Source organism: Streptomyces formicae (assembly GCF_002556545.1).
Lineage (GTDB): Bacteria > Actinomycetota > Actinomycetes > Streptomycetales > Streptomycetaceae > Streptomyces > Streptomyces formicae_A.
Map to the genome: position 1 here is coordinate 8,415,586 of NZ_CP022685.1, position 20,267 is coordinate 8,435,852.

Genomic DNA, 20,267 nt, shown 5'->3' on the forward strand with positions numbered 1-20,267 from the left:
CAGTAGCCATATGCCAAGGGGGCGGGAGCGACAGCAAGTCCGATTCCAAGCCAGAGGGAGGTCCGGTGTGGTCACGCGGGCAGTGTCATACGGAAGGTGGTGCGCCCGGGGCGGCTGGTCAGGCTGACGGTTCCGGCGTGCGCGGTGGTGACGGCGTGGACGATGGCGAGGCCGAGGCCGGTGCTTCCGGTGTTGCGGGAGCGTGTGTGGTCGGCCCGGACGAAGCGGCCGAAGACCTCCGGCTGAAGATCCTCCGGGATGCCAGGACCGTTGTCGCTCACGCTGAGGAAAACGTCGGGCCCGCCGGTGGTGAGGGTGATGGTCACTTCGGTGCCGGGCGGTGTGTGGGTGCGGGCGTTGGCAAGGAGGTTGCCGATGGCCTGCTGGAGTCGGTGGGCGTCGCCGGTGATGGTGACGGGGTCTTCGGGGAGATCGAGGAGCCAGCGATGGGTGGGTCCTGCCGCGCGGGCGTCGTCCGTGGCGTTCAAGATCAGCAAGGTCAGGTCGACCGGCCCGTGTTCGAGAGGGCGGCCGGCGTCCAGGCGGGCGAGGAGGAGCAGGTCGTCGACGAGACGGGTCATGCGCCGCGATTCCCCGTCGATGCGTTCCAGGGCGTGGCGGACCTCGGCGGCGACAGGTCCGTGGTGGCGCAGGGCGAGTTCGGCGTGACCGCGGATGTTGGCGACGGGTGTGCGTAGTTCGTGGCTGGCATCGGCGGCGAAGTGACGCAGCCGCTCCTCACTGGCGTGGCGGCGGCTGAGAGCGTCCTCGACGTGGCCGAACATGTGGTTGAGAGCGGAGCCGACCTGACCGACCTCGGTGCGCGGGTCGTTGTCGGGAAGTGGCCCCGGCATGGCGATCTCGCCGCTGGCCAGCGGGAGTTCGGCCACCTCCGCTGCTCGGGCGGTGACCCGCCGCAGCGGGCGCAGTGAGATCCTCACCCATAGCGCCGCGGCGACGCCGGTGATCAGCAGAGCGGCGGCGAACAGCACCGTCTCGACCGCTTCGAGGCGGTGAACGGTCTCCTCCACGGGGTGTAGCGGCAGGCCGGTGAGCAGAGTGTCCTGGTCGTCGCCTCTGAATGCCATGACGCGGTAGCCGCGCAGGGTGGACAGGCCGATGCTGTGCCCGTTCCCGTCGGTGGGGATCGCAGCCAGGGCGCGACGGTCCCTGGAGGCGAGCCGGACGGGTCGATCGGTCGCGTCGTCGACGACGGCGGCCCGGGTGACGCTGCCGTCCACGAGGCGGGCGCCGAAGGTGGCGTCGGCCTGGCCCCGGGTGTCGGGGCGGTTGTCGGCGTCGGGCTTGGCTTCGTGTTCCAGGCTCGCGGCGAACCGGCCGCCGGACGCGGTGAGCTGCTCGTCCAGGCGGCCCATGAGAAACCCGCGCAGCGCGAGTGCGGTGCTGATCCCGACGGAGAGGCAGGCGAGGGCCAGCAGGGTGACGAGTCCGGCGGTGAGCTGTCCGCGCAGCGTACGGGGCGGCAGTCGCCTCACGGAGTGCCTGGCTTGAGGACGTAGCCGACGCCGCGCACCGTGTGGATCATCGGAGCGTGTCCGGCGTCGATCTTCTTGCGGAGGTAGCTGATGTAGAGCTCCACGATGTGGGCACGCCCACCGAAGTCGTAGGCCCAGACCCGGGCGAGGATCTGATCCTTGGACAGGACCCGGCGCGGGTTGCGCATCAAGAACCGCAGGAGCTCGAACTCGGTGCGGGAGAGCTCCACCGTGACGCCGGCGCGGCGGACTTCCCTGGCTTCTTCATCCATGGTGAGGTCACCGACGGCGAGTTGGTCCGTGCCGGGCTCGGCGGTCATGCCGGCCCGCCGCAGGAGACCGCGCAACCGGGCCAGGACTTCTTCCAGGCTGTAGGGCTTGGTGACGTAGTCGTCGCCGCCCGCGGTGATGCCGGCGATGCGGTCCTCGACCGCGTCGCGGGCGGTCAGGAACAGCACGCACACGCGAGGCGCCTCGCGTCTGAGGGCGTGCAGTACCTGCAAGCCGTCCAGGTCGGGCAGCATCCAGTCCAGGACCACCGCGTCGGGTAGGAAGTCGCGGGCCGCCGCGAGGGCACTCCTGCCTTCGGCAGCGGTGCGAACCTGCCAGCCCTCGCTGGTCAAGACGGTGGCCAGGACGCCGGTGACGTCGGGTTCGTCGTCGACGACGAGGACCCGGACCGGGCCTCCGTCGGGGCGGTGCAGCGGGGGCGGGGATGGGGTGCGCGGCTCGTTCATGGTTCCTCCAGCATCCCCCGGCGCAGGCCGGAGCGGGGTGCGCGGTGGCTCTGAGTTTCCTCTGAATCGGCGCCGAGAGCGGCCGACGGGGGCGGTTTCAGAAGGTCCGCAGAGGTTGGGCTGTGATGCTGGCCGCCCTTCGCCAGATCAAGCCCTTACGGGGAGGAACCCATGACCACCACGTTGACCGGCGGCACCTATGCGAGCGGTGGGCTGTGTCACCGGCGTCCGCGCCGTAGCCCTGTGCCGCTCCTGGCACAGTTGGCGATCTGGGGCGGTGCAGCGGGGGTACTGGCCCTGTGGTGGAGCGATACGACCGCGGTGGTCGGCCCTGAGGACTGGCTCACCGGGGCCGGCCGCATCACCGGCCTGATGGCGGGATACGCCTGCGCGGTGCTGCTGGCCCTGATGGCCCGGATGCCGCTCCTCGACCACACGATCGGCACCGATCGCCTCGCCCGCTGGCACGCCCTGGGCGGTCGCTGCACCGTCTCGCTGGCCCTGGCCCACACCCTGCTGATCGTCTGGGGCTACTCCCTGACCTCACATACCGACGTGGTCAGCCAGACCTCCACGCTCGTCCTCCACTACCCGGACCTGCTCAAGGGCACGATCGGCTTCTTGCTCTTCCTGATCACCGGCGTCCTCTCGGCCCGCGCCGCCCGTCGCCGGATGAGTTACGAGGCGTGGCACTATCTGCACTTCGCCACCTACCTCGCCGTCTTCCTCGCCTTCGGCCATCAGCTCTCCGACGGAGCCGACTTCGTCGGCAACCGTCTTGCCCAAACCGCCTGGTACACACTGTTCCTCGGCGTCGCCGCCCTGCTGTGCTGGTACCGGTTCGTCGTTCCCGTACGACGCGGACTGCGCCATCGGATGCGCGTGGTCGCGGTCAGGCCCGAGGCCCCGGGCGTGGTCTCCGTCCACCTCACCGGCGAGCACCTGGACGAACTCGGCGGTGAGCCGGGACAGTTCCTGCGCTGGCGCTTCATGGCACCCGGGCTGTGGTGGACGGCGAACCCGTACTCCCTGTCGGCTCCGGCCCACCCACGTCGGCTGCGCATCACGGTGAAGGCCGCAGGTGGGCACAGTGCCGCGCTCGCTCGTCTGGCGCCCGGCACCCGGGTGTGGGCCGAGGGGCCGTACGGTGGCTTCACGGCGAACCGTCGCACCGCACCATTGGTCCTGCTCCTGGCCGGCGGGGTCGGCATCACACCTCTGCGTACGCTCTTCGAGACACTGCCGGGCCAGGTCACCCTCGTCTACCGGGCCCGCACCGTCGAAGATCTGGCCCTGCGCGGTGAGCTCGACGCGATCGCCGCCCGCCGACGGGCCACCGTCCGCTACGTGGTCGACGAACCGGCCCTCTACTCCTCGCCGTTGACCGCCCAGGGCCTGAGCTCACTGGTCCCCGACCTGGCGGCACACGACGTCTACCTGTGCGGTCCGCCCGGCATGACGAGGGCCGCGACCGCGGCCCTCCGGCAAGCCGGTGTGCCGGCCCGCCGCATCCATCACGAGTCGTTCGCGTTCTGAGGAGACCCCCGTCATGCGTCGAGCCGTCCTCGCCACCACGGGGATCAGCGCCACGATCGTCGCCCTGCTGGCGCTGAAACCCCACCAACTCCCCGCAACCGGCGCTCTGTCGAGCCCACCATCCGCGTCCTCGCCCGCACCGGGCACCACATCGGGCGGGGCATCGACGGGGACGGGTACGTTCACAGGGGAGCCCGTCGCCACGCGGTACGGACCCGTGCAGGTCGCCGTTACCCTCTCCAAGGGACGAATCACCGCGGTCAAAGTTCTCCGGGCACCGGACCAGAACGGCCGAGACCGGCAGGTGGCCGCCTATGCGCTGCCCCGTCTCACGCAGGAGGCGCTAGGCGCTCGAAGCGCGCACATCGACGCGGTCTCCGGCGCCAGTTACACGAGCCAGGGCTACATCCAGTCCCTGCAGAGCGCCTTGGACCAGGCCCATGCCTGACACCGCATCCACCGTAGGCGGACTGCGCCACGTAGAGCACGTGATGGGGACGGTCTTCACCTTCGACATCCGTGACGAGCCCACCCTCGCTATCCACCGCGCTCTCTCCCAGGCCGTACGTCACCTCCACCGAGTGGACGCCGTGTTCTCCACTTACCGGTCCGACAGCCACATCAGCCGCCTCGATCGCGGCGACATCCGCCTCGCCGACTGCCCGCCCGAAGTCGGCGAAGTCCTGTCCCTGTGTGCCCGGGCCACTCACGACAGCGACGGCTACTTCAGCATCGTCCCCGCCGGCCACCTCGACCCCTCCGGTCTCGTCAAGGGCTGGGCGGCTGAGACCGCGTCCCACATCCTCCTCGATGCCGGTGCCCGGCACACCTGCGTCAACGGCGGCGGCGACATCCAACTGCGCGGCAGGCCGGCCGCCGGTGCTCCGTGGCGCATCGGTATCGCCCACCCGTTGCGGCCCGGCGAACTCGCCACGGTCATCGCCGCCCACCATGATCTGGCCGTCGCCACCTCGGGCACCGCCGAACGCGGCGCACACGTCCTCGCCCCGCGCGACGGCACGCCCGTCACCACGTTGGCGTCCCTCACCGTCGTCGGACCGCGGTTGACCATGGCCGACGCCTACGCCACCGCGGCCTTCGCACGGGGCGAGGACGCCCGGGACTGGCTGGAGAGCCTGCCCGACCACGAAGCTCTCGCCATCCTGCCGGACGGCCGGCAATGGCGGACCTCGGGATTCCATCGCCACGGATCCTGACGCGGGAGACATTCGAGGCCGCCGAGCGATCGCTGAGCTGCTCGGGAGCCGCGGGGTGTGTCTCCGGAACGGCCGGGGCCGCCGCCCCTGGCCGGAAGGAGCGAGAACGGGCCTCTAACCAGGCATTTTGTAGCGCAGGTTGAGGATCTCGATTCCTGTCTAGGTGGGCCTCTTTCTGGGTGTTTCCCAGTGTTCCTGGCCGCTGCTGGCCATGCGTTGGTCACGCGTGGCCAACGCGCGACCAATCAGGGGACTGACCTCTCTATTCCTTTCACCTGAGCTGACGTGGGGGCCTGCCCGGAGCGAGCTGCCAGGAGCGGGTTGAGCGGTCAGCCCTCACATCATCTCCACGGTGCTGAAGCCGCATCGGGAAATAGAGCCGCACCTGCTCGACGTTGTCCATCTTCTAGTCGAGGAGGGGTGGTGTCGAGCCTGAAGCTGTTCAATACCAAGAGCGGCGTTACTGAAGTCATGCCGCAGCTTGCTGATGTCGAGGCAGATGTGCATGACCTCATCGAGGCGCACATGGAGACGATGCTGGGTGTTACGTTCCTCGCGAGTGAGTACGTGATCGACTGCACCGATGGTGGGCGGATCGACTCGCTGGGCCTCGACGAGAACGGGGCGCCCGTGATCGTCGAGTACAAGCGTGGCACCGACGCGGGCGTGATCAACCAGGGGCTGTACTACATGGCCTGGCTGACGAGCCACAAGCACGCCTTCCAGAACCTGGTCCGCGACCGGCTCGGGGCGACGGCCGCATCCCAGATCCTGTGGAGCGCACCCCGGCTGGTCTGCGTGGCCGGTGATTTCACCCGCTACGACGCCCGCGCCGTACGCGAGCACCGGCGCTCGATCGACCTGGTCCGCTACCGGTACTTCGGCAACGACCACTTCGTTCTTGAGACCGTGGCCTCCGTCAGCGGCGCCTCGGATCAGGCTTAAGGGCTGTCCCGTAAATGATCTCGGATTCGCCTCGGGCATGGCTGATCACGGCGAAGCCCGTTGATCTATCCTGCGAGGGCGAGGTTGTGCATCCGGGCGATGCCGAGCATGGCCTGGTGGGCGCCGTCGCCTCTGAGGCGGCAGTCGCGGAGGATCTTCCAGGCCTTTATGCGGGCGAAGACACGCTCGACCCGAGCTCGGACCTGCCTGTGCGACCTGTTGCGGTCCTCTTTCCAGACGGGAAGCTCGGCCTTGTCGCGCTTGCGGCGGTGCGGGATGACTAGTCCAGAGCCCGGGTAGCCGCCGTCGGCGATCGTGGTGGTATTGCCGACACTCGCCGCCCTCGATCCCGGCCAGGACGCGGGGCGGGGGCGGCGGTGAGCCGGCGCCGCTGGCACCTCGACTTCCCCCTGCTCTCCGGCGGCACCGAGGTGCACCCCGTGTTCGGCTGAGAGGCAGCCGTCGCCTGTCTCCTCGCTCACGGCACAAACATGGCGGTAGGCCGTTGCTGGGGTGTCTCGGACGCCCCAGCAACGGCCCGGGATGAGCGCCGCCAGCCCGGCCTCAGGCTCTCGCCCGGAAGAGCCGGATCAGGAAAGCCTGCCGGCAATCTCCCTCTCGGTAATCCTCGCGGTCACACCCTTACGCCTCACTACCGGAAGGGAGCGACGTCAGTGCGGACGGCGAGCTGCCACCGTGCTCCCCGGAAGTGCGTCACCCGCTGTTCTTCTTGAATAGGTACTTGTTGTATTCAGTTGTGGCCGAGGATGCATTGCCGCCCCGCCCGTCCCCAGAGTCCTCGGTCCCGCTTTCACCGCTCTCATATTCGGCCCCATCATTCTCCCCTCCCCAGTCATTAAGCAACCGCTTTCTCTTTTGGGTGGTCGTCGGGTTATCTCGGCGAATCAGGTCGGACAGCTCACTCGGGCCGTGGCAGGCCGTGATCCGATTGATCGAAGAGCCAGTTAGGCCCATGTCGAGCAATTGATTCTGGATTTTCTTTGCTTGTTCGTTGCTGTATCCAGAGGGGAGATGCCTCTCGAATTGATCGCTTTCCCCCTTTTTTCTACCGAGCGCCTTGTTGGTTGCGGCCAGAGCTGCCCAGCCCGCATTGTCCAGTCCCTCGCCGCGGTCGACCTTGGCGTAATGTGGCCGGAAGGACGCGCCAGGTGCGGCATGAAGTTCCTGCGCTTCGAGTGAAACGTTAGGGTTCTTTTTCCTGTAGTCGTTGATCTTTTCGTCTCGGCCCGTCGTCCTGTGCAGCATAGCTTTTTGCATTTTGTTCAAAGAGTTGTAAACGGACTGCTGATCCTTGGTTAGCTTAAATCCCAGATCGGAAGCCTTGTATTCCTTCTGGGAATCTTTCCCGACCTTTACAGGCTTGCGGTCTCCGCTGCTCAGGGCTTCCTTGTGATGGGCCTTGTCGCCGCTGGCGTCGGAGTCGTCGTCCTGGTCCCGCACTTCACCCTGCTCGAGGGGTTCGTCCGAGTCGTCGTCCTGGTCCCGCACTTCACCCTGCTCGAGGGGTTCGTCCGAGTCGGTGTCGTCGTCCGAGTCGGCATCGGAGTTGTCGTCGTCGGAGTCCGTGTCGGCGTCCGAGCCGTCGGAGGCGCCGTCGGAGTTGGCGTTGTCGCCTGCGTCGGAGTCCGAGTCGCTGTCGCTGTCGTCGCCTGCGTCCGCGTCGTCGTCCGAGCCGTCGTCCGAACCGGTGTCGCTGTCGTCGTCCGCGTCGTCGTCCGATCCGGTGTCGGTGTCGGTGTCGTCGCCGGCGTCCGAGTCGTCGTCCGATCCGGTGTCGCTGTCGCTGTCGTCGCCTGCGTCCGCGTCGTCGTCCGAGCCGTCGTCCGAACCGGTGTCGTCGCCGGCGTCCGCGTCGTCGTCCGATCCGGTGTCGGTGTCGGTGTCGTCGCCGGCGTCCGCGTCGTCGTCCGATCCGGTGTCGGTGTCGGTGTCGGTGTCGGTGTCGTCGCCGGCGTCCGCGTCGTCATCCGAACCGGTGTCGGAGTCGGTGTCGTCGCCAGCGTCCGAGCCGCTGTCGCTGTCGTCGCCTGCGTCCGAGTCGTCGTCCGCGTCGTCGTCCGATCCGGTGTCGGTGTCGGTGTCGTCGCCGGTGTCCGCGTCGTCGTCCGATCCGGTGTCGGTGTCGTCGCCTGCGTCCGCGTCGTCGTCCGAGTCGTCGTCCGAACCGGTGTCGGAGTCGGTGTCGTCGCCGGCGTCCGAGCCGCTGTCGCTGTCGTCGCCTGCGTCCGAGTCGTCGTCCGCGTCGTCGTCCGATCCGGTGTCGGTGTCGGTGTCGGTGTCGTCGCCGGCGTCCGCGTCGTCGTCCGATCCGGTGTCGGTGTCGGTGTCGGTGTCGTCGCCGGCGTCCGCGTCGTCGTCCGATCCGGTGTCGGTGTCGGTGTCGGTGTCGTCGCCGGCGTCCGCGTCGTCGTCCGATCCGGTGTCGGTGTCGGTGTCGTCGCCGGCGTCCGCGTCGTCGTCCGATCCGGTGTCGGTGTCGGTGTCGTCGCCGGCGTCCGCGTCGTCGTCCGATCCGGTGTCGGTGTCGGTGTCGTCGCCGGCGTCCGCGTCGTCGTCCGATCCGGTGTCGGTGTCGGTGTCGTCGCCGGCGTCCGCGTCGTCGTCCGATCCGGTGTCGGTGTCGGTGTCGTCGCCGGCGTCCGCGTCGTCGTCCGATCCGGTGTCGGAGTCGGTGTCGTCGCCAGCGTCCGAGCCGCTGTCGCTGTCGTCCGAGCCGCCGTCGTCGGAGCCGTCGTACCCGCTGTCGTCCGAGCCGCCGTCGTCGGAGCCGTCGTACCCGCCGCTGTCGTCCGAGCCGCCGTCGTCGGAGCCGTCGTACCCGCCGCTGTCGTCCGAGCCGCCGTCGTCGGAGCCGTCGTACCCGCCGCTGTCGTCCGAGCCGCCGTCGTCGGAGCCGTCGTACCCGCCGCTGTCGTCCGAGCCGCCGTCGTCGGAGCCGTCGTACCCGCCGCTGTCGTCCGAGCCGCCGTCGTCGGAGCCGTCGTACCCGCCGCTGTCGTCCGAGCCGCCGTCGTCGGAGCCGTCGTACCCGCCGCTGTCGTCCGAGCCGCCGTCGTCGGAGCCGTCGTACCCGCCGCTGTCGTCCGAGCCGCCGTCGTCGGAGCCGTCGTACCCGCCGCTGTCGTCCGAGCCGCCGTCGTCGCTGCCGCTGTAGTCGTCATCGTCCGACAAAGGACTCTCCCTAGAAGATGTGTAGACGTAGGCGCCGCGTGGCGCGCCCAGGGCAGGTTTGCGCCACGCAGCTTCAAGGGGGCTGCTAAGCCCTTGATCAGGTCAGCCGTTGATGGTGAAGGATCCATCGAAGGGGGCGGACTTCAGGCCGCCGAAGAAGGACTGTGCGGCGCAGTTGACGCCTTCCTTGAACAGGTCGACACGGAACTTGCCGTGTACCTGCGCGCCCACGTAGGCGCCGTCGGTGACGCTGCCATCGACGGTGGCCTCGTTGAACATCTGGCCGGAGATGGTGATCGACAGGGTGCTGCGCAGGGTCTTGCCGTTGGTGGTCTTCCACTCGATGGTTCCCGAGCCCGGGGTGGGAACGTCACCGCCGCCGACCACGCAGGACATCGGGGCGTTGAACGAGCCGTTGAACCGCGCCGTGGCGATCTCGCTGCCGCCCGGGGTCACTCCCGTACACGAGCGGTCCTGGCCCCTGTACTGCACGTTGGTGTCCCGGGGAGCGGGGATCGGCAGCAGGCCGGGGGAGAAGGACGCCTGCCCGCCGGCCTGGCAGGAGACGCTCGCCGCCGCAGCGAGTTGCGGGGTGAGGGCCTCGGCGGGAGCCGCCAGAAGAACGGTGCTCACCGCGGCGGTCGCCACCGTGGTGGCGCAGCGGTGGGACAGGAGCTGGAGCGAGGGGGAGATGGACACAGAGTTCCTCCGAGAAGAGAAAGAGGGGTTGGGTGCCACACATGAAATCTTCGGTGCGCAGCGTGATCAACTCCTCTCTTTGTGTCTTCACTCTCCTGGCCGCAAGGGGAACGATTCAGCTCGGCGTGTTACCCATAATCTGGTTTGCAGCCGGAAGGACAGGCCAACACCGATGCTGCACAGCCATCGCAACTTGTTTGTCTTTCAAATTGCGTTCGCAGGTTGCCGCGCCGAGTTTCTCAATTCTTCACCGGAAAGAACCTGCGCCCTACATCAGGTGAAACGGTTTACCACGGCCGCCGACATGCCGGCGAAGACCCCGAAGGGCGAGAGCGCCGCCATGCGCGACTGAGTGCTGCAAGGGCACGTATGGACCACGGTCCTGAACGAGGCCGGATTCACCGGGATTCACGTCGAGGAGCTGCCCGCCGACACGGGTCCCAGGGCCGCCGCCACCTTCCTGATCGATGCCAAGCGTCCCGCCGTTTGAGGAACCCGGGCGCAGACGCCTCGGCCCCGGCACCATTCTCCTCCCTCTGGCGCCGGGGCCGGGGCATGTCCGGGCTTACTGAGCGTTTCGCCCTGGGTTTTATGTTTGGTCCCGTGGGGTCAGGTTCCGCGCCAGTTTGGAGTGGCTTCGCCGGTGAGGCGACGGGCCATGAGGTCGATCATCGCGAGGTGGATCATGGCTTCGGAGCGGTGCGGGTGCCGTTCGTAGTCGCGGGCGAGTCTGCGGTGGTGCATGAGCCAGCCGATGCTGCGTTCGATGGTCCACCGTCTTGGGATGATGGTGAACCCTTTGGCGCCCGGCGGGCGTTGGACGGGGTGGACGTCGATGCCCAGGCGGGCGCCGTGGTCGATGGCGGTGGTGCGGTAGCCGGCGTCCACCCAGGCCTTGCGCATGCGGGGGTGGGCCGCGGCGATGCGGGACAGCAAGGCCCGGCTGGCCGCGGTGTCGGAGACGCTCGCCGCGGTGACCAGCACGGTCAGGAGCAGGCCGAGGGTGTCGCAGCCGAGGTGGCGCTTGCGGCCGATGATCCGCTTCCCGGCGTCGGTGCCCTGGTCGGCGCGGTGCACGTTGGCGGAGGTCTTGATGCTCTGCGAGTCCAGCACGGCCGAGGGCTCGGGATCGTGGCCTTCGGCCTGCCGGACCAGCCCCCGCAGCAACCCGGTGAGCTGGTTGAAGACGCCATCCTCCTGCCAGCAGGCGAAGTAGTGATAGCTCGTGGGCCACGGTGGGAAGTCGTGGGGCAGGTAGCGCCAGGGAATTCCGGTGCGGTCCACGTAGAGCACTGCGTTCATCAGGGAACGCAGGTCGTGTTCGGGCGGGCGACCGATGTCCAGGCCGCGTCCGCGGCGCTCGTTGCGCCAGGCGGATAACACCGGTTCGATCAACTCCCAGCGATCGTCGGACAGGTCGCTGGGGTAGCCGCCGGACGGAGTTATGTTTCCGATGTACCGCGCGGCCGTCGACCTGACCAGCGGGCAAAAGCCCCCCGGGACGTGGTGTTTTGGGATGAGACAGGAGGTGCCGGAATGAAACAGCCCTCGCCCGCCACGGCACTGGCTGGCCTACTCCTGGGGCACTCCCGTCACAGGGCTCCGGGGCCCATGAATGCCCGCATTCCGGAGCGAGACCGGGCGAAACGCTCAGCAGTCCGGAGCAGGCCGCTGCCCAGGCAGGGGAGGACGGCATCCCTCTGCCCGCTCTCAGCCGTCTGATGGGTCCTGATGCGCAGCTGACGCTCTCACCCTCGAAACGCAACGTGATCTGGGCCGTTGAAGAGAGCCCCGGACGCTGGGGCGTCACCGAGGTCGCCCCTCTTACGTTGATCGCCCGGGTGTCCTGGACGAACTTCGATGATCAACTCCGGGCCGAGGTGAAGCCCGTCCTCGCTGCAGTCCTGCCAGCCGATCCCGAAGGCGCTCTCGCCATGATCGCGCAGCACCTCAACAAGGCGGACGAATGGGTGAGCCTCCTCCACGCCATCCGGGAGGATCTGTCACCGCCCGACCGTGATCCGCTGATCTCTTAGGGGCAAGTCACTCACGAGCTCTTGCCGGGTGCCAGAACGGCGCTGCGCCGGATCCGACGCGGCACGCACGGCTCACCACACAGCTACCGCGCCCCGCCCACCAGCAGAAAGAACCACTCGTGCCCAGTTACACCTACCCCTGCCCGCTGCGCTGGGCTGACGCCGACGCGTACGGGCACATCAACAACGCCATGTTCCTCCGGTACATGGAGGAAGCGCGGACGAGGATGTTCCGCGAGGTGCTGGCAGAGGACGAGGCCGGCCGCCGTCGGCACGCGTTCGTCGTGAGCCGCGCCAGCCTCGACTTCCGAGCCCCTTTGCACTACCGCGAAGACCCGGTCGACGTGCACGTCCGGGTGGCGCAGAGCAGAGCGGTCTCCTTCGAGCTGACGTACGAGATCCGGGATGCCGACCAGCTGTACGCCGACGGCGCGACCACCATCGTCGCCTACAATCTGGACACCGGACGGCCCCGCCGCCTCACTGACACCGAGCTGGCGTTTCTGGACCGCTGCACCGAGCACTGAGAACTGGTTCTCCCCGGAGCGCCATGAGCACCGCCGATCCCCGCACTCCTCGCGCCACAGCCCGGCGTACTCTCGCCCGCGGCCTCGCCCTCTCTCTGCCGCTTGCCGCGCTCGGCACCGGCGCCGCCCACTTCCAGCACACACCCACTTCAAACCCCGTCATCGAGCCTTTGCTCCGTGGCCTTCAGACGGCGTGCGACGCCGCTGCAGCCCCGCTCCTCATCGCCGCCATCCTGACCCTGCTCATCACCTCGGTCCGCTATCGGATCAAACTGCACGCCCCCGGCTCTGGCCCGCGACCTTTGCGCCTCGTGTTGCGGGGAGGCGGCGTCGCCTCCCCGCAACACCGGCGATCACATAAGTTCAAGCGCCGATCACCCCTTGCTCTCCGGCAGCGCGAGGACTAGACGGACATGCTCCTTTATGACCACCAATCCCTCCGAGAGGTCGGTGGCCGAGGCTTTCGCCGAGTGCATGCTGACGGTCGGGCGTGCTCCGCGGTCGGCATCCCAGGCCCGGATGTCGACCATCATGCGCTCAGCAAGGTGTTCCCCGTCCGGTCCGTGCCCGATCGCCCCGAGCTCCCACAACGGAGCCTCGCCCTCGACGCGTCGTGTGGTGAGGTAGGTCAGCGATCCGTCCTGGACGAGCGCCGGGCCGTACACCTTTGCCTTCGCGGGCGTGCACAGCCCGGAGTCGAAGGCGCTTTGGTCCGCCCTGATCCCGCATGTGCCTGGCTCGGTTGCGGTCAGCCGCAGCCATACTCCGTCCCAGGACTCGTTCGGCCCCAACGTGACGCCTGTCCGCATCACGGATTTCGGGTAGTCAAGGACGCCGTGGAGTCGGCCCGGATCGATGTTCTGGTCCCTGTCCCAGCGGAGTGTGACGCTCTCGGCATCGTCGACCACGGCCGTCTTCTCGCCGCCTTGGCCAACCATGGGCACGAACCCGCACAGCTCGATCGACTCCGAGTGCCAGGTGTCGCCGTCGCGGACAAAGGCGACACTGCGGGACTGTCCCCGCCACCGCATCGGTACCACCAGCCGTGCCCCGTCGGCGAACTGGGCGAGGAGGCCGGGCGGCAGGTCCCAGGGGCCGACGGTGAAGATGCCGCGCTGGTACGGGGCGTACTCGAGCGCGCCGAACGCCCCGTCACGAGTGAGCACGATGACGTCGCCGTACCCGGTGTAGTCCAGACGGGAGCGGGCCTCGGTGGCCACCTCGGCGTTGCTGTCGAGGGTCACCACGCCTCCGCCAGGTCCGGTCAGAAGGCGCAGGAGGGCGGCGTTGTAGCCGGTTCCGGCCCCGGCTTCCAGGACGTTGTCGCCCTCGCGGACGGCGAGTTGGTCGAGCATCATCGCCATCACGGTCGGCTGGGTGGCGCAGCTCAGTGATGTCCCGTCCTCGAACCGTTTGGTGATCACGGTTCTGTTCGCGTAGGCCGTCTCCACGTCGCTGTCGGGGAGGAAGAGGTGGCGCGGCACCGTGCGGAGCGCCTCCTCCACGCGCGGATCGGTGGCGTGTCCGGCGGCGAGGATGTGGTCGACTAGGCGGTTGCGCAGCACTGCGGGGAAAGCGGGGGATTCGGCAGCTGTGTTGGTCATCGGAGTCCTTGAAGCGAGGGCCGTCATCGTGTGGCAGCGGCGGAGTGAGAGCAGTGACCGGGAGAGTGGGCGCGGCGGGTCAGCCGTCCAATAGCAGGCAGGCATCCCAGGCGGTGTCGGCAGTCGTGGCGACGATCGTGGTGAGCGGTGACGTGCCCGACCGGCACAGGTGGATGCCTTCGGGGCCTTCGAGTAGCCCGCCGCGCTCGGGTATCCGCTCGCTTGCGGCCCAGTGAGCCAGCCGGTCTCGCAAGGCGGGCAGGGTGGAGGCGAGTTCGCCGCTGGTGTCGTCGTCGACGGCTCGTTCTACGGTGCGTACGAGTCCGGCCCAGCCGTGGCAAAGGGAGCCGTCGGTGAGCTGCGACAGTTGCGTCTCGTCGCGTACGCATGCGGCGAGGGCCTGCCCGGCGTGGTCGAGGCGCCCTTTGTCGGCCAGGGCAAGGGCCGCCAGCTGCTGGGCGCGGGCCACACCGGGGGTTCCGTAGCACCACGAGGGCCGCTGGGGAGTGCTGGCGGTGACGGTGCCCGCCGCCCATTCGTCAGGGGTGATGAGGCCGGGCCACCACACGCCGTCGGCTCGGGTGGGGCGCTGCCAGCGGTCCAGCTCGGCGACGATCCGGCCGATCGCCTCGGTGTGGCCGTCCACGGCGATGTCGCGTCGCATCGCGGCGGCGAGGAGCGCGAGGGGGCCGGTGATGCCGTGAGCGAGGCCGAGGTTGCCGTGCCCGCCGGGCCATTTCGCCGACGGCTTGCCGTTGGGTCCGTCGCTGCTCCACCAGCCGGGCATCCCGTCGTCGAGCGGGTGGGTGAGGCGTACGAGGTAGGTGAGGACCTCGCGCAGCAGGTCTCCGTCGCCATGCCGGTGCAGGAGGTAGACGCCCAGGCCGGTCAGGCCGCGCATCAGGTCGAACTCCCGTAGTCGCGCGGGTTGGTGGGAGCTGAGACGGTGGTGTGCCGCGCGAAGTCGGTGGCGGGTGAGGGTGGCGATCGGGTGGTCCAGGCTGGTCAGGGCGCGCTCGTAGGCGGGGTGGTCGGCGGTGTTCAGGACGTAGGCGATGGCGGGGACGCCGAGGAACAGCCCGGCCAGGTTGGGGTGGGCGGTCGCGGGGCGGCCGGTCATGGCGGTGGCCCACCGGTGGGCGCTGTCCCAGCTTCCGTGACCGGCGCGTGCGCGGGTGATGTGGAGTAGGACCGTACTGGGGGCGCCGTGGGCCAAGGACTGGCTCCACCAAGGATCTTGATGGGCGGCGGCCAGCTGAGGCATCGGTGCGGACCTCACCGGGGCACCTCGGTGGCGCGCAGGGCGAGGGCGGCGTGGCGGGCCATACGGCGGCAGGCCCGCTCGCGTTCGCGGTCGATGCCGAGCGCCCGGTTGTGGTGCATGTGCAGCAGGGACTCCAGCACCGTGTCCACGTCTGCCTGTGGTGGCAGGGCGTTGCGGTAGCGGGCCAGGGCGTCGCGGCGGGCGAGGCGGGTCGTGGTCACCGGGGCGGGCCAGGCGGTGGGATCGTCCCACTGGGCGCCGCGTACGGCAGTGGTGACCTGTTCGGTGATCGTCCGGTCCGGGACGGCGTCCGGGGCCCGGCGGGCGGTCAGCCACTGGACCGCCTCGGCCGTCCCGCCGAGCAGGCCCCGGCAGATGTCCCACATGTTCAGCGCGACGAGTGCGGCCGGGGCTGTGTCGACGGGGTGCTGGAACTCGGCGAGGACGGCAAGGGAGTCGGCGGCGAACACCGCTTCGGCCGCCTCGATCGCTGCCGGACCGCCGTAGCGGCCGGACTCGGGCCGGTAGGTGTCCAGCGCAAGTCCGCCGCACAGCCCGCGCGCCCGTAGGTTTTCCGCCCAGGTGCCGATGGCTTCGGCGTGGGCGGCGAACTCGTCGGAGCGGATGCGCAGCCTGAGGTGGTCGCGTTCGGTGGCGCTGCGGTAGCGCATGAACCACCACGCCGGATCGCCAGCCAGTTCGGCGATGAGGCGGGGAAGGTGCTCGCCGATGACTTCCTCATGTCGCTCCGGGTGCGCCCAGATCTTGGCGTACAGCCACCGCGAGCCGGGAGCGGCGGGCAGGTGGCCGTGGCTGTGGCTGTCGATGAGCGGCAGGGGTCCGTCCAGGCGGGGTGCGGGAGTTGGCGGCTGGGTGGTGACCAGGGGCAGCGCGAGTTCGTGGGTGTGCCCCCGGAGCCAGCCGTATTCGGTCGCCGACTGGGCGGTCTCCACGAGTTCGGCCTGATCGCACCGTGCCAGATGGGAGCGGAGGAGTACGGCGTGCGACGCCTCGTTCAGGTCCAGACGCAAGGTCCGGTCCGCGTCCCGCAGCTCGACGCGGGCGGGACAGTGCCAGCGCTCCCGCCACACCTTCAAGGCCCGCCGCCATGCGGTCAGATCGGCATCCGCCAGCGGCAGTTCGGCGGCCGTCAGCCGCCAGCGGGCCGGGGACAGGACGGTACGGCCGTAGCGGACACGCGGGAGGTGAGGCAGGCGGGCGGTGTGCGGGCCCCAGTCGAACTCATGCCATCCGGCGGTGAAGGCTCGTGGCAGGTGGGCCAGGAACCGGGCCAGCGGCGGTGGCTGCTTGCCCAGGGACAGGGCGTGGAACACCTGCGGCTCGACCACCCGGCGCCTGGACAGGCTGACCAGGTGCAGCGCGTCGCGGGTCGCCGTTACGGCAAGGTCGTCCAGCGCGATGATCTCCGCTTCGGTGCCCTCGTCCTGCGCTGTGGAGCACAGTTGGCGGTGTTCGCCCAGCGGCAGCACGTGGTCCAGGTAGGCGGGCACACGGCAGATGTTCTCCGCGTGCGGGTAGATCGGCGGGAAGGAGAGCTGCACCGGCAGTGCGCCCTCGGTGGTGGCGGGGATGCTGCGGTAGATGTCTTCGAGTCCGGTGCCGGAGGCGGTGGTGGTGAACCGGGAGGTGAGCGTCCCGGCCGCTCGGGCGGGCGCGACGGTCAGCGTGAACTCGCCGCGTTCCAGGGCCCGTGGGCTGGTCGCGAGGATGCGTGCGCTGAGTTCGACGTGCGGCGGGACCTGGATCGCGCGGCCGCCGGTGGGGACCGTCAGCGCGGTGATGGTTTCCTCGGTCAGGACGATCTCCCGGCTGTGGTCGGCGGCCGCCTGGCACGCCAGGGACAAGAGGTGCTCGTCGCGTTCGGCCGTGCTGTCGCTGGGTGGCTCGGGTCGGGTACTGCCGGGGTATCCGGCCGGGTAGCCGATGCCGGTGTCGGGGTCGATGACGTCGGCGAGCGGGACCAGCGTGTTGATGCCGAAGCGGTCGCAGAATGCCGCATGGAAGTCCCGCCATGCCGCCTGGCCGACAGGCTGCCGTGTCAGCCGGGCGATCACGCTCGCGGCCCGCTCCGCTTCGTGGACGACGCTTTCGGGGATACGTGCCTGGCAGTCCAGTCGCAGGTCCACCGACAGCGGCGTACGACCGGCCTTGGATACCTCCCGCATCCGAGCGGTCAGATCGTTCCGGAGCCGTGCCCGCAGGACTCCCGCTGTGGAGTCGGCGTTGTGGTGGGCGACGTCGGCCTGGACCGACTCCAGCAGCCGCAGCAACGGCACTGCCTCACCCACACGGTCCACGTGCGCTTCGCGGAGCCGATCCACGACGTGACCGAGAGGGTCGGTGACGGTGAACGGAGCACGCAGCCTGGTGATGAGAAACCCGCGCCGCACAAGCTCGGCGAGCAGACCGCGAACCTTCGCCGGGGGTACTTCGGGGAATGCTCCTTCGACCTTGTCGGCCACGGTGGAGACGCGGGAGGGCCGCACGGTCGCGTCCCTCACGGCTTGCACGGCCTCGGTGTGCCGCACGCTCACCCTGTCGGGGCCGTGGGGTAGTTCGATGTGCGTCCCCCGCTGTACGGCGAGGTTGCTGAACTCAACTTCAAGACGGTCCAAGACCGCGGGCAGGCTCTCCAGTCGCCCGACGATATCGGCCAGCCATTCGGCGCCGACGCGAACGAAAGGCCGGTGCTCTTCGCCCCACGTGATGTGGGCGTCTGCTCCGATGTGTACTGGCGCGACCCCGGCGAACAGCGCGAACGGGGTGGGGCGTCCGGTGGCGCGCAGTAGGTAGCGCATGACGGCCGCCGTCGCCCGGCGCACCTGACGATCCCATGCGGGCTCCGTGCCCAGGAGCTTGGCGACGCGGGCGGCCAGGGCCGGGCTGGCCTGGCTGATCGCTTGGGCGAGGCCGGGGCCTCCCCACACCTGCCGTAGCCAGCTGCGGCACATATCCGGGTTCGTGAAGTCGGGCCAGGTCGTGGGGGCGTGGGTGAGCGGCAGTGCCGTGGACCGCAGCAGGGCGACCCCGGTGTGCCGGTAGAGCAGCGTCATGAGTCGTCCTCCGGCTGTGGGCATGTGAGTGGTAGGGGGTGGGGCGGGAACATCTCCCGGCCCACCCCCGGCAGGGTTACGACGTCACACGCTGCTGTTGCAGGAGGAGTCGCAGGTCGGGTCGCAGCCGTCGTCGGTGGTGCACGGGGTGTCGTCGCCGTTGGCGGGATCCGTCGTCACGCTCACGTCGAGGTCGAACGGGTCCCGGTGTGACGCGGTGGTGTTGGACATGGTCTTGTCTCCTTCTCCTCGGGGTAGTGCGAGGTACGGGTGGTACGACCGGTCACCTGGCGGGGGTGCCGGAGTCGGGGTGGCTCGGTGAGTCGACGGCCTCCACAGCGGTGTCGGGAACGGATGCCGGGATCAATGCCTGCGCCGACTGGTCGGTCAGGTCCTGGCGCACCGAGAGGCCCAGCAGGCCGAAGCCGGTCAGAACGGCCACCCACCACGTCAGAACGGCGGCGCCCTCGCCGAAGTCCTGTAATCGGTTACGACCGCGCTTGTCACGGGCAACGGCGGTGCGGATGCGGTGGTCGGTCATCTTCACGGCCCCGCCAGCGCGGGAGCGGCTTGGGCGACTAGCTGTGGGGTGAAGCCGTCCGACATCGCGAAGCGCGGTTGCCCCAGCGCCCGCCAGCACACTCGGTCTCCGGTGAAGGCCGTCCGCGCGTGCAGCCACCGCCGGTTGTCCAGCACGTACCCCTGCCCCGGCGCCATCGGCATGAGGAGTCGGTGGCGGGCGATCGCGGCGCGCAGGGTGGGCAGGTAGGGCTGCACGATCGGGCTGAAGCGGGCCAGCCCGTCCAGGCGCAGCCGCACCGCGACCTGGTGGTCGTCGTAGAGGGTGAAGACCTGACTGGGGTGGCCGTCCCCGGCGCCGAAGTAGGCGCTGCGGGGCTGGGCGAGCGCGGATGCCGCCGCACGTGCCCCGGTCACCAGGTCGGCGTGCACGGCCCTACCGTCCACGAGCACGCTGTCACCACCTGTGCGGGCCGCCTGGCCACAGACCAACATCATCAGTCGGGGCGGGATCGGCGCCCCCGAGCGTTCGGTATGGGGTTCCAGTGGGCCGTTGCCGAATCCGGCGAACCCGGCCCGGTGCGTGTGGCGGCGGGTGTCGCGGATCGTGGTGATGCCGTCGGAGTCGGAGTCCCGGTGCGGGATGACGGCCATGAGCTGAGCGGCCAGCGCGAGGGCATCGGTGCGCGAGGCGATGCCGGTCAGGGTGACCAGCCCGCGCTTGCGTACTCCGTCCGTGATGCGGTCGATGGCGCCGGGCCGGGAGGCGTCGATGCGGTGGCCGCTGAACAGGCCATCGGTCTGCTGAGGAACGTGGCGCATCGCAGAGCTCCTTCTCACGACGGCGGACATGCATTCAGGGTGGTGAGCGGGAGGCCAGGGGGTAAAGCGACAGATTGTCGACTCGGGCAATCCGCGCACGACGGTGGCGAGTTGAACGTGGCGTGCTACGTTCCGAATGCCCGTGACCGGCCGCGAACTTGAAGGACTTCGATGGTCTACACGCCCCCCACCTGGCCCGTCTCCGTCAAGGGCGTCGTAGTGGACGCACGCGACCGCGTACTGCTGCTGAAGAACGAGCGAGACGAGTGGGAGCTGCCCGGCGGGCGGCTGGAACCCGAGGACCCGAGTCCCGAGGTGACCGTCGAGCGGGAGATCAGCGAGGAGTCCGGATGGCCGGTCAAGGCCGGCCCGCTGCTGGACGTGTGGATCTACCAGCCGTTGCCGGAGACGAAGCCGGAACGCCGCGTCGTGATCATCACCTACGGCTGCGAGATGCTGGAACCCGGCCTCGAACCGGTCCTGAGCCACGAGCACAAGCAGATCGGCCTGTTCACCGTCGGCGAGGTCCCCGACCTGAACATGCCCGACGGCTACAAACAGTCCATCACCGCCTGGTTCCACAGCCAGAGGTAACGCGC

At 69.2% G+C, this 20,267-nt stretch carries 19 protein-coding genes and 2 pseudogenes; 9 read left to right on the forward strand and 12 right to left on the reverse strand.

Annotation, left to right across the window (positions count from 1 at the left end; translation table 11 throughout):
* Positions 1–71: 71 nt before the first annotated feature.
* Together KY5_RS36610 and KY5_RS36615 are read right to left on the reverse strand one after the other, a co-directional pair.
* Positions 72–1,496 carry a sensor histidine kinase gene (locus tag KY5_RS36610; protein WP_098246232.1) on the reverse strand — a complete coding sequence of 475 codons (1,425 nt, stop codon included), beginning with the start codon at positions 1,494–1,496 and terminating at the stop codon, positions 72–74.
* The gene (locus KY5_RS36615; RefSeq protein WP_098246233.1) at positions 1,493–2,233 is read right to left on the reverse strand and encodes a response regulator transcription factor; all 741 of its coding nucleotides are present in this window, start codon (positions 2,231–2,233) and stop codon (positions 1,493–1,495) included. Before KY5_RS36615 ends, KY5_RS36610 begins: the two co-directional genes overlap by 4 nt.
* Positions 2,234–2,404: 171 nt before the next feature.
* Here KY5_RS36615 and KY5_RS36620 point away from each other — a divergent pair, with 171 nt between their 5' ends.
* From KY5_RS36620 to KY5_RS36635, 4 genes and pseudogenes are all read left to right on the forward strand, one after another.
* Positions 2,405–3,769, forward strand: coding sequence for a ferric reductase-like transmembrane domain-containing protein (locus KY5_RS36620; protein WP_098246234.1), 1,365 nt, complete (start codon positions 2,405–2,407; stop codon positions 3,767–3,769).
* 13 nt (positions 3,770–3,782) lie between these two features.
* Positions 3,783–4,217, forward strand: coding sequence for an FMN-binding protein (locus KY5_RS36625; RefSeq protein ID WP_098246235.1), 435 nt, complete (start codon positions 3,783–3,785; stop codon positions 4,215–4,217).
* Positions 4,210–4,986, forward strand: coding sequence for an FAD:protein FMN transferase (locus KY5_RS36630; protein ID WP_234363033.1), 777 nt, complete (start codon positions 4,210–4,212; stop codon positions 4,984–4,986). The genes KY5_RS36625 and KY5_RS36630 overlap by 8 nt, the downstream gene beginning before the upstream one ends.
* 423 nt (positions 4,987–5,409) lie before the next feature.
* Positions 5,410–5,928, forward strand: a pseudogene (locus tag KY5_RS36635) (transporter); the annotation flags it as partial.
* Between the two features lie 68 nt (positions 5,929–5,996).
* On the opposite strand, the pseudogene KY5_RS36640 reads toward KY5_RS36635, so the two are convergent.
* The 3 genes and pseudogenes from KY5_RS36640 to KY5_RS36650 form a co-directional block, all read right to left on the reverse strand.
* Positions 5,997–6,269: pseudogene (locus tag KY5_RS36640) on the reverse strand (transposase); the annotation flags it as partial.
* 376 nt (positions 6,270–6,645) lie between these two features.
* A complete protein-coding gene (locus KY5_RS41975; RefSeq protein WP_159072682.1) occupies positions 6,646–9,123 on the reverse strand; it encodes a hypothetical protein in 2,478 nt (825 codons plus the stop codon).
* 102 nt (positions 9,124–9,225) lie between these two features.
* Positions 9,226–9,822: a hypothetical protein gene (locus KY5_RS36650; protein ID WP_098246237.1), complete on the reverse strand. Its 597-nt coding sequence runs from the start codon at positions 9,820–9,822 to the stop codon at positions 9,226–9,228.
* Between KY5_RS36650 and KY5_RS42815 the strand changes: the two genes are divergently transcribed.
* Both KY5_RS42815 and KY5_RS36655 read left to right on the forward strand, forming a co-directional pair.
* A complete protein-coding gene (locus KY5_RS42815; RefSeq protein ID WP_234363034.1) occupies positions 9,815–10,174 on the forward strand; it encodes a hypothetical protein in 360 nt (119 codons plus the stop codon). The genes KY5_RS36650 and KY5_RS42815 overlap by 8 nt on opposite strands.
* Positions 10,175–10,312, forward strand: coding sequence for a hypothetical protein (locus KY5_RS36655; protein WP_234363035.1), 138 nt, complete (start codon positions 10,175–10,177; stop codon positions 10,310–10,312). It abuts the gene before it with no gap.
* A gap of 119 nt (positions 10,313–10,431) precedes the next feature.
* Here the strand turns inward: KY5_RS36655 and KY5_RS36660 are convergent, their stop codons facing one another.
* Positions 10,432–11,268: an IS5 family transposase gene (locus tag KY5_RS36660; protein ID WP_098246238.1), complete on the reverse strand. Its 837-nt coding sequence runs from the start codon at positions 11,266–11,268 to the stop codon at positions 10,432–10,434.
* 275 nt (positions 11,269–11,543) lie between these two features.
* Between KY5_RS36660 and KY5_RS36665 the strand changes: the two genes are divergently transcribed.
* Both KY5_RS36665 and KY5_RS36670 read left to right on the forward strand, forming a co-directional pair.
* The gene (locus tag KY5_RS36665; protein WP_098246239.1) at positions 11,544–11,858 is read left to right on the forward strand and encodes a hypothetical protein; all 315 of its coding nucleotides are present in this window, start codon (positions 11,544–11,546) and stop codon (positions 11,856–11,858) included.
* A gap of 119 nt (positions 11,859–11,977) precedes the next feature.
* Positions 11,978–12,385, forward strand: a complete 408-nt coding sequence (locus tag KY5_RS36670; protein ID WP_098246240.1) for an acyl-CoA thioesterase — start codon at positions 11,978–11,980, stop codon at positions 12,383–12,385.
* A 374-nt stretch (positions 12,386–12,759) separates the two neighbouring features.
* Here the strand turns inward: KY5_RS36670 and fxlM are convergent, their stop codons facing one another.
* The 6 genes from fxlM to KY5_RS36700 all read right to left on the reverse strand — a co-directional run bounded on the left by fxlM (position 12,760) and on the right by KY5_RS36700 (position 19,668).
* On the reverse strand, positions 12,760–13,989 hold the full coding sequence (gene fxlM / locus KY5_RS36675) for a methyltransferase, FxLD system (RefSeq protein WP_098246241.1): 1,230 nt from the start codon (positions 13,987–13,989) through the stop codon (positions 12,760–12,762).
* 79 nt (positions 13,990–14,068) lie between these two features.
* Positions 14,069–15,253, reverse strand: coding sequence for a lanthionine synthetase C family protein (locus tag KY5_RS36680; protein WP_098246242.1), 1,185 nt, complete (start codon positions 15,251–15,253; stop codon positions 14,069–14,071).
* Positions 15,254–15,264: 11 nt separating this feature from the next.
* Complete coding sequence (locus KY5_RS36685) at positions 15,265–18,327, reverse strand: lantibiotic dehydratase (protein WP_098246243.1); 3,063 nt, start codon at positions 18,325–18,327, stop codon at positions 15,265–15,267.
* 84 nt (positions 18,328–18,411) lie between these two features.
* Positions 18,412–18,558 carry an FxLD family lanthipeptide gene (gene fxlA, locus KY5_RS36690; protein ID WP_098246244.1) on the reverse strand — a complete coding sequence of 49 codons (147 nt, stop codon included), beginning with the start codon at positions 18,556–18,558 and terminating at the stop codon, positions 18,412–18,414.
* A 52-nt stretch (positions 18,559–18,610) separates the two neighbouring features.
* On the reverse strand, positions 18,611–18,868 hold the full coding sequence (locus tag KY5_RS36695; RefSeq protein WP_098246245.1) for a hypothetical protein: 258 nt from the start codon (positions 18,866–18,868) through the stop codon (positions 18,611–18,613).
* A gap of 2 nt (positions 18,869–18,870) precedes the next feature.
* Entirely contained in the window at positions 18,871–19,668 is a 798-nt protein-coding gene (locus tag KY5_RS36700) for a TauD/TfdA family dioxygenase (RefSeq protein ID WP_159072684.1), read from the reverse strand.
* A gap of 171 nt (positions 19,669–19,839) precedes the next feature.
* On the opposite strand from KY5_RS36700, the gene KY5_RS36705 reads away from it, so the two are divergent.
* Entirely contained in the window at positions 19,840–20,262 is a 423-nt protein-coding gene (locus tag KY5_RS36705) for an NUDIX hydrolase (RefSeq protein ID WP_098246247.1), read from the forward strand.
* Positions 20,263–20,267: the final 5 nt, after the last annotated feature.

Excerpts from the sequence above, each read along its gene's own strand:
- KY5_RS36615 (WP_098246233.1), bottom strand. The coding sequence starts at position 2,233 with ATGAACGAGCCGCGCACCCCATCCCCGCCCCCGCTGCACCGCCCCGAC.
- KY5_RS36620 (WP_098246234.1), top strand. The coding sequence starts at position 2,405 with ATGACCACCACGTTGACCGGCGGCACCTATGCGAGCGGTGGGCTGTGT.
- KY5_RS36625 (WP_098246235.1), top strand. The coding sequence starts at position 3,783 with ATGCGTCGAGCCGTCCTCGCCACCACGGGGATCAGCGCCACGATCGTC.
- KY5_RS36630 (WP_234363033.1), top strand. The coding sequence starts at position 4,210 with ATGCCTGACACCGCATCCACCGTAGGCGGACTGCGCCACGTAGAGCAC.
- KY5_RS42815 (WP_234363034.1), top strand. The coding sequence starts at position 9,815 with ATGGACACAGAGTTCCTCCGAGAAGAGAAAGAGGGGTTGGGTGCCACA.
- KY5_RS36665 (WP_098246239.1), top strand. The coding sequence starts at position 11,544 with ATGGGTCCTGATGCGCAGCTGACGCTCTCACCCTCGAAACGCAACGTG.
- fxlM (WP_098246241.1), bottom strand. The coding sequence starts at position 13,989 with ATGACCAACACAGCTGCCGAATCCCCCGCTTTCCCCGCAGTGCTGCGC.
- KY5_RS36680 (WP_098246242.1), bottom strand. The coding sequence starts at position 15,253 with ATGCCTCAGCTGGCCGCCGCCCATCAAGATCCTTGGTGGAGCCAGTCC.
- KY5_RS36685 (WP_098246243.1), bottom strand. The coding sequence starts at position 18,327 with ATGACGCTGCTCTACCGGCACACCGGGGTCGCCCTGCTGCGGTCCACG.
- fxlA (WP_098246244.1), bottom strand. The coding sequence starts at position 18,558 with ATGTCCAACACCACCGCGTCACACCGGGACCCGTTCGACCTCGACGTG.
- KY5_RS36695 (WP_098246245.1), bottom strand. The coding sequence starts at position 18,868 with ATGACCGACCACCGCATCCGCACCGCCGTTGCCCGTGACAAGCGCGGT.
- KY5_RS36700 (WP_159072684.1), bottom strand. The coding sequence starts at position 19,668 with ATGCGCCACGTTCCTCAGCAGACCGATGGCCTGTTCAGCGGCCACCGC.
- KY5_RS36705 (WP_098246247.1), top strand. The coding sequence starts at position 19,840 with ATGGTCTACACGCCCCCCACCTGGCCCGTCTCCGTCAAGGGCGTCGTA.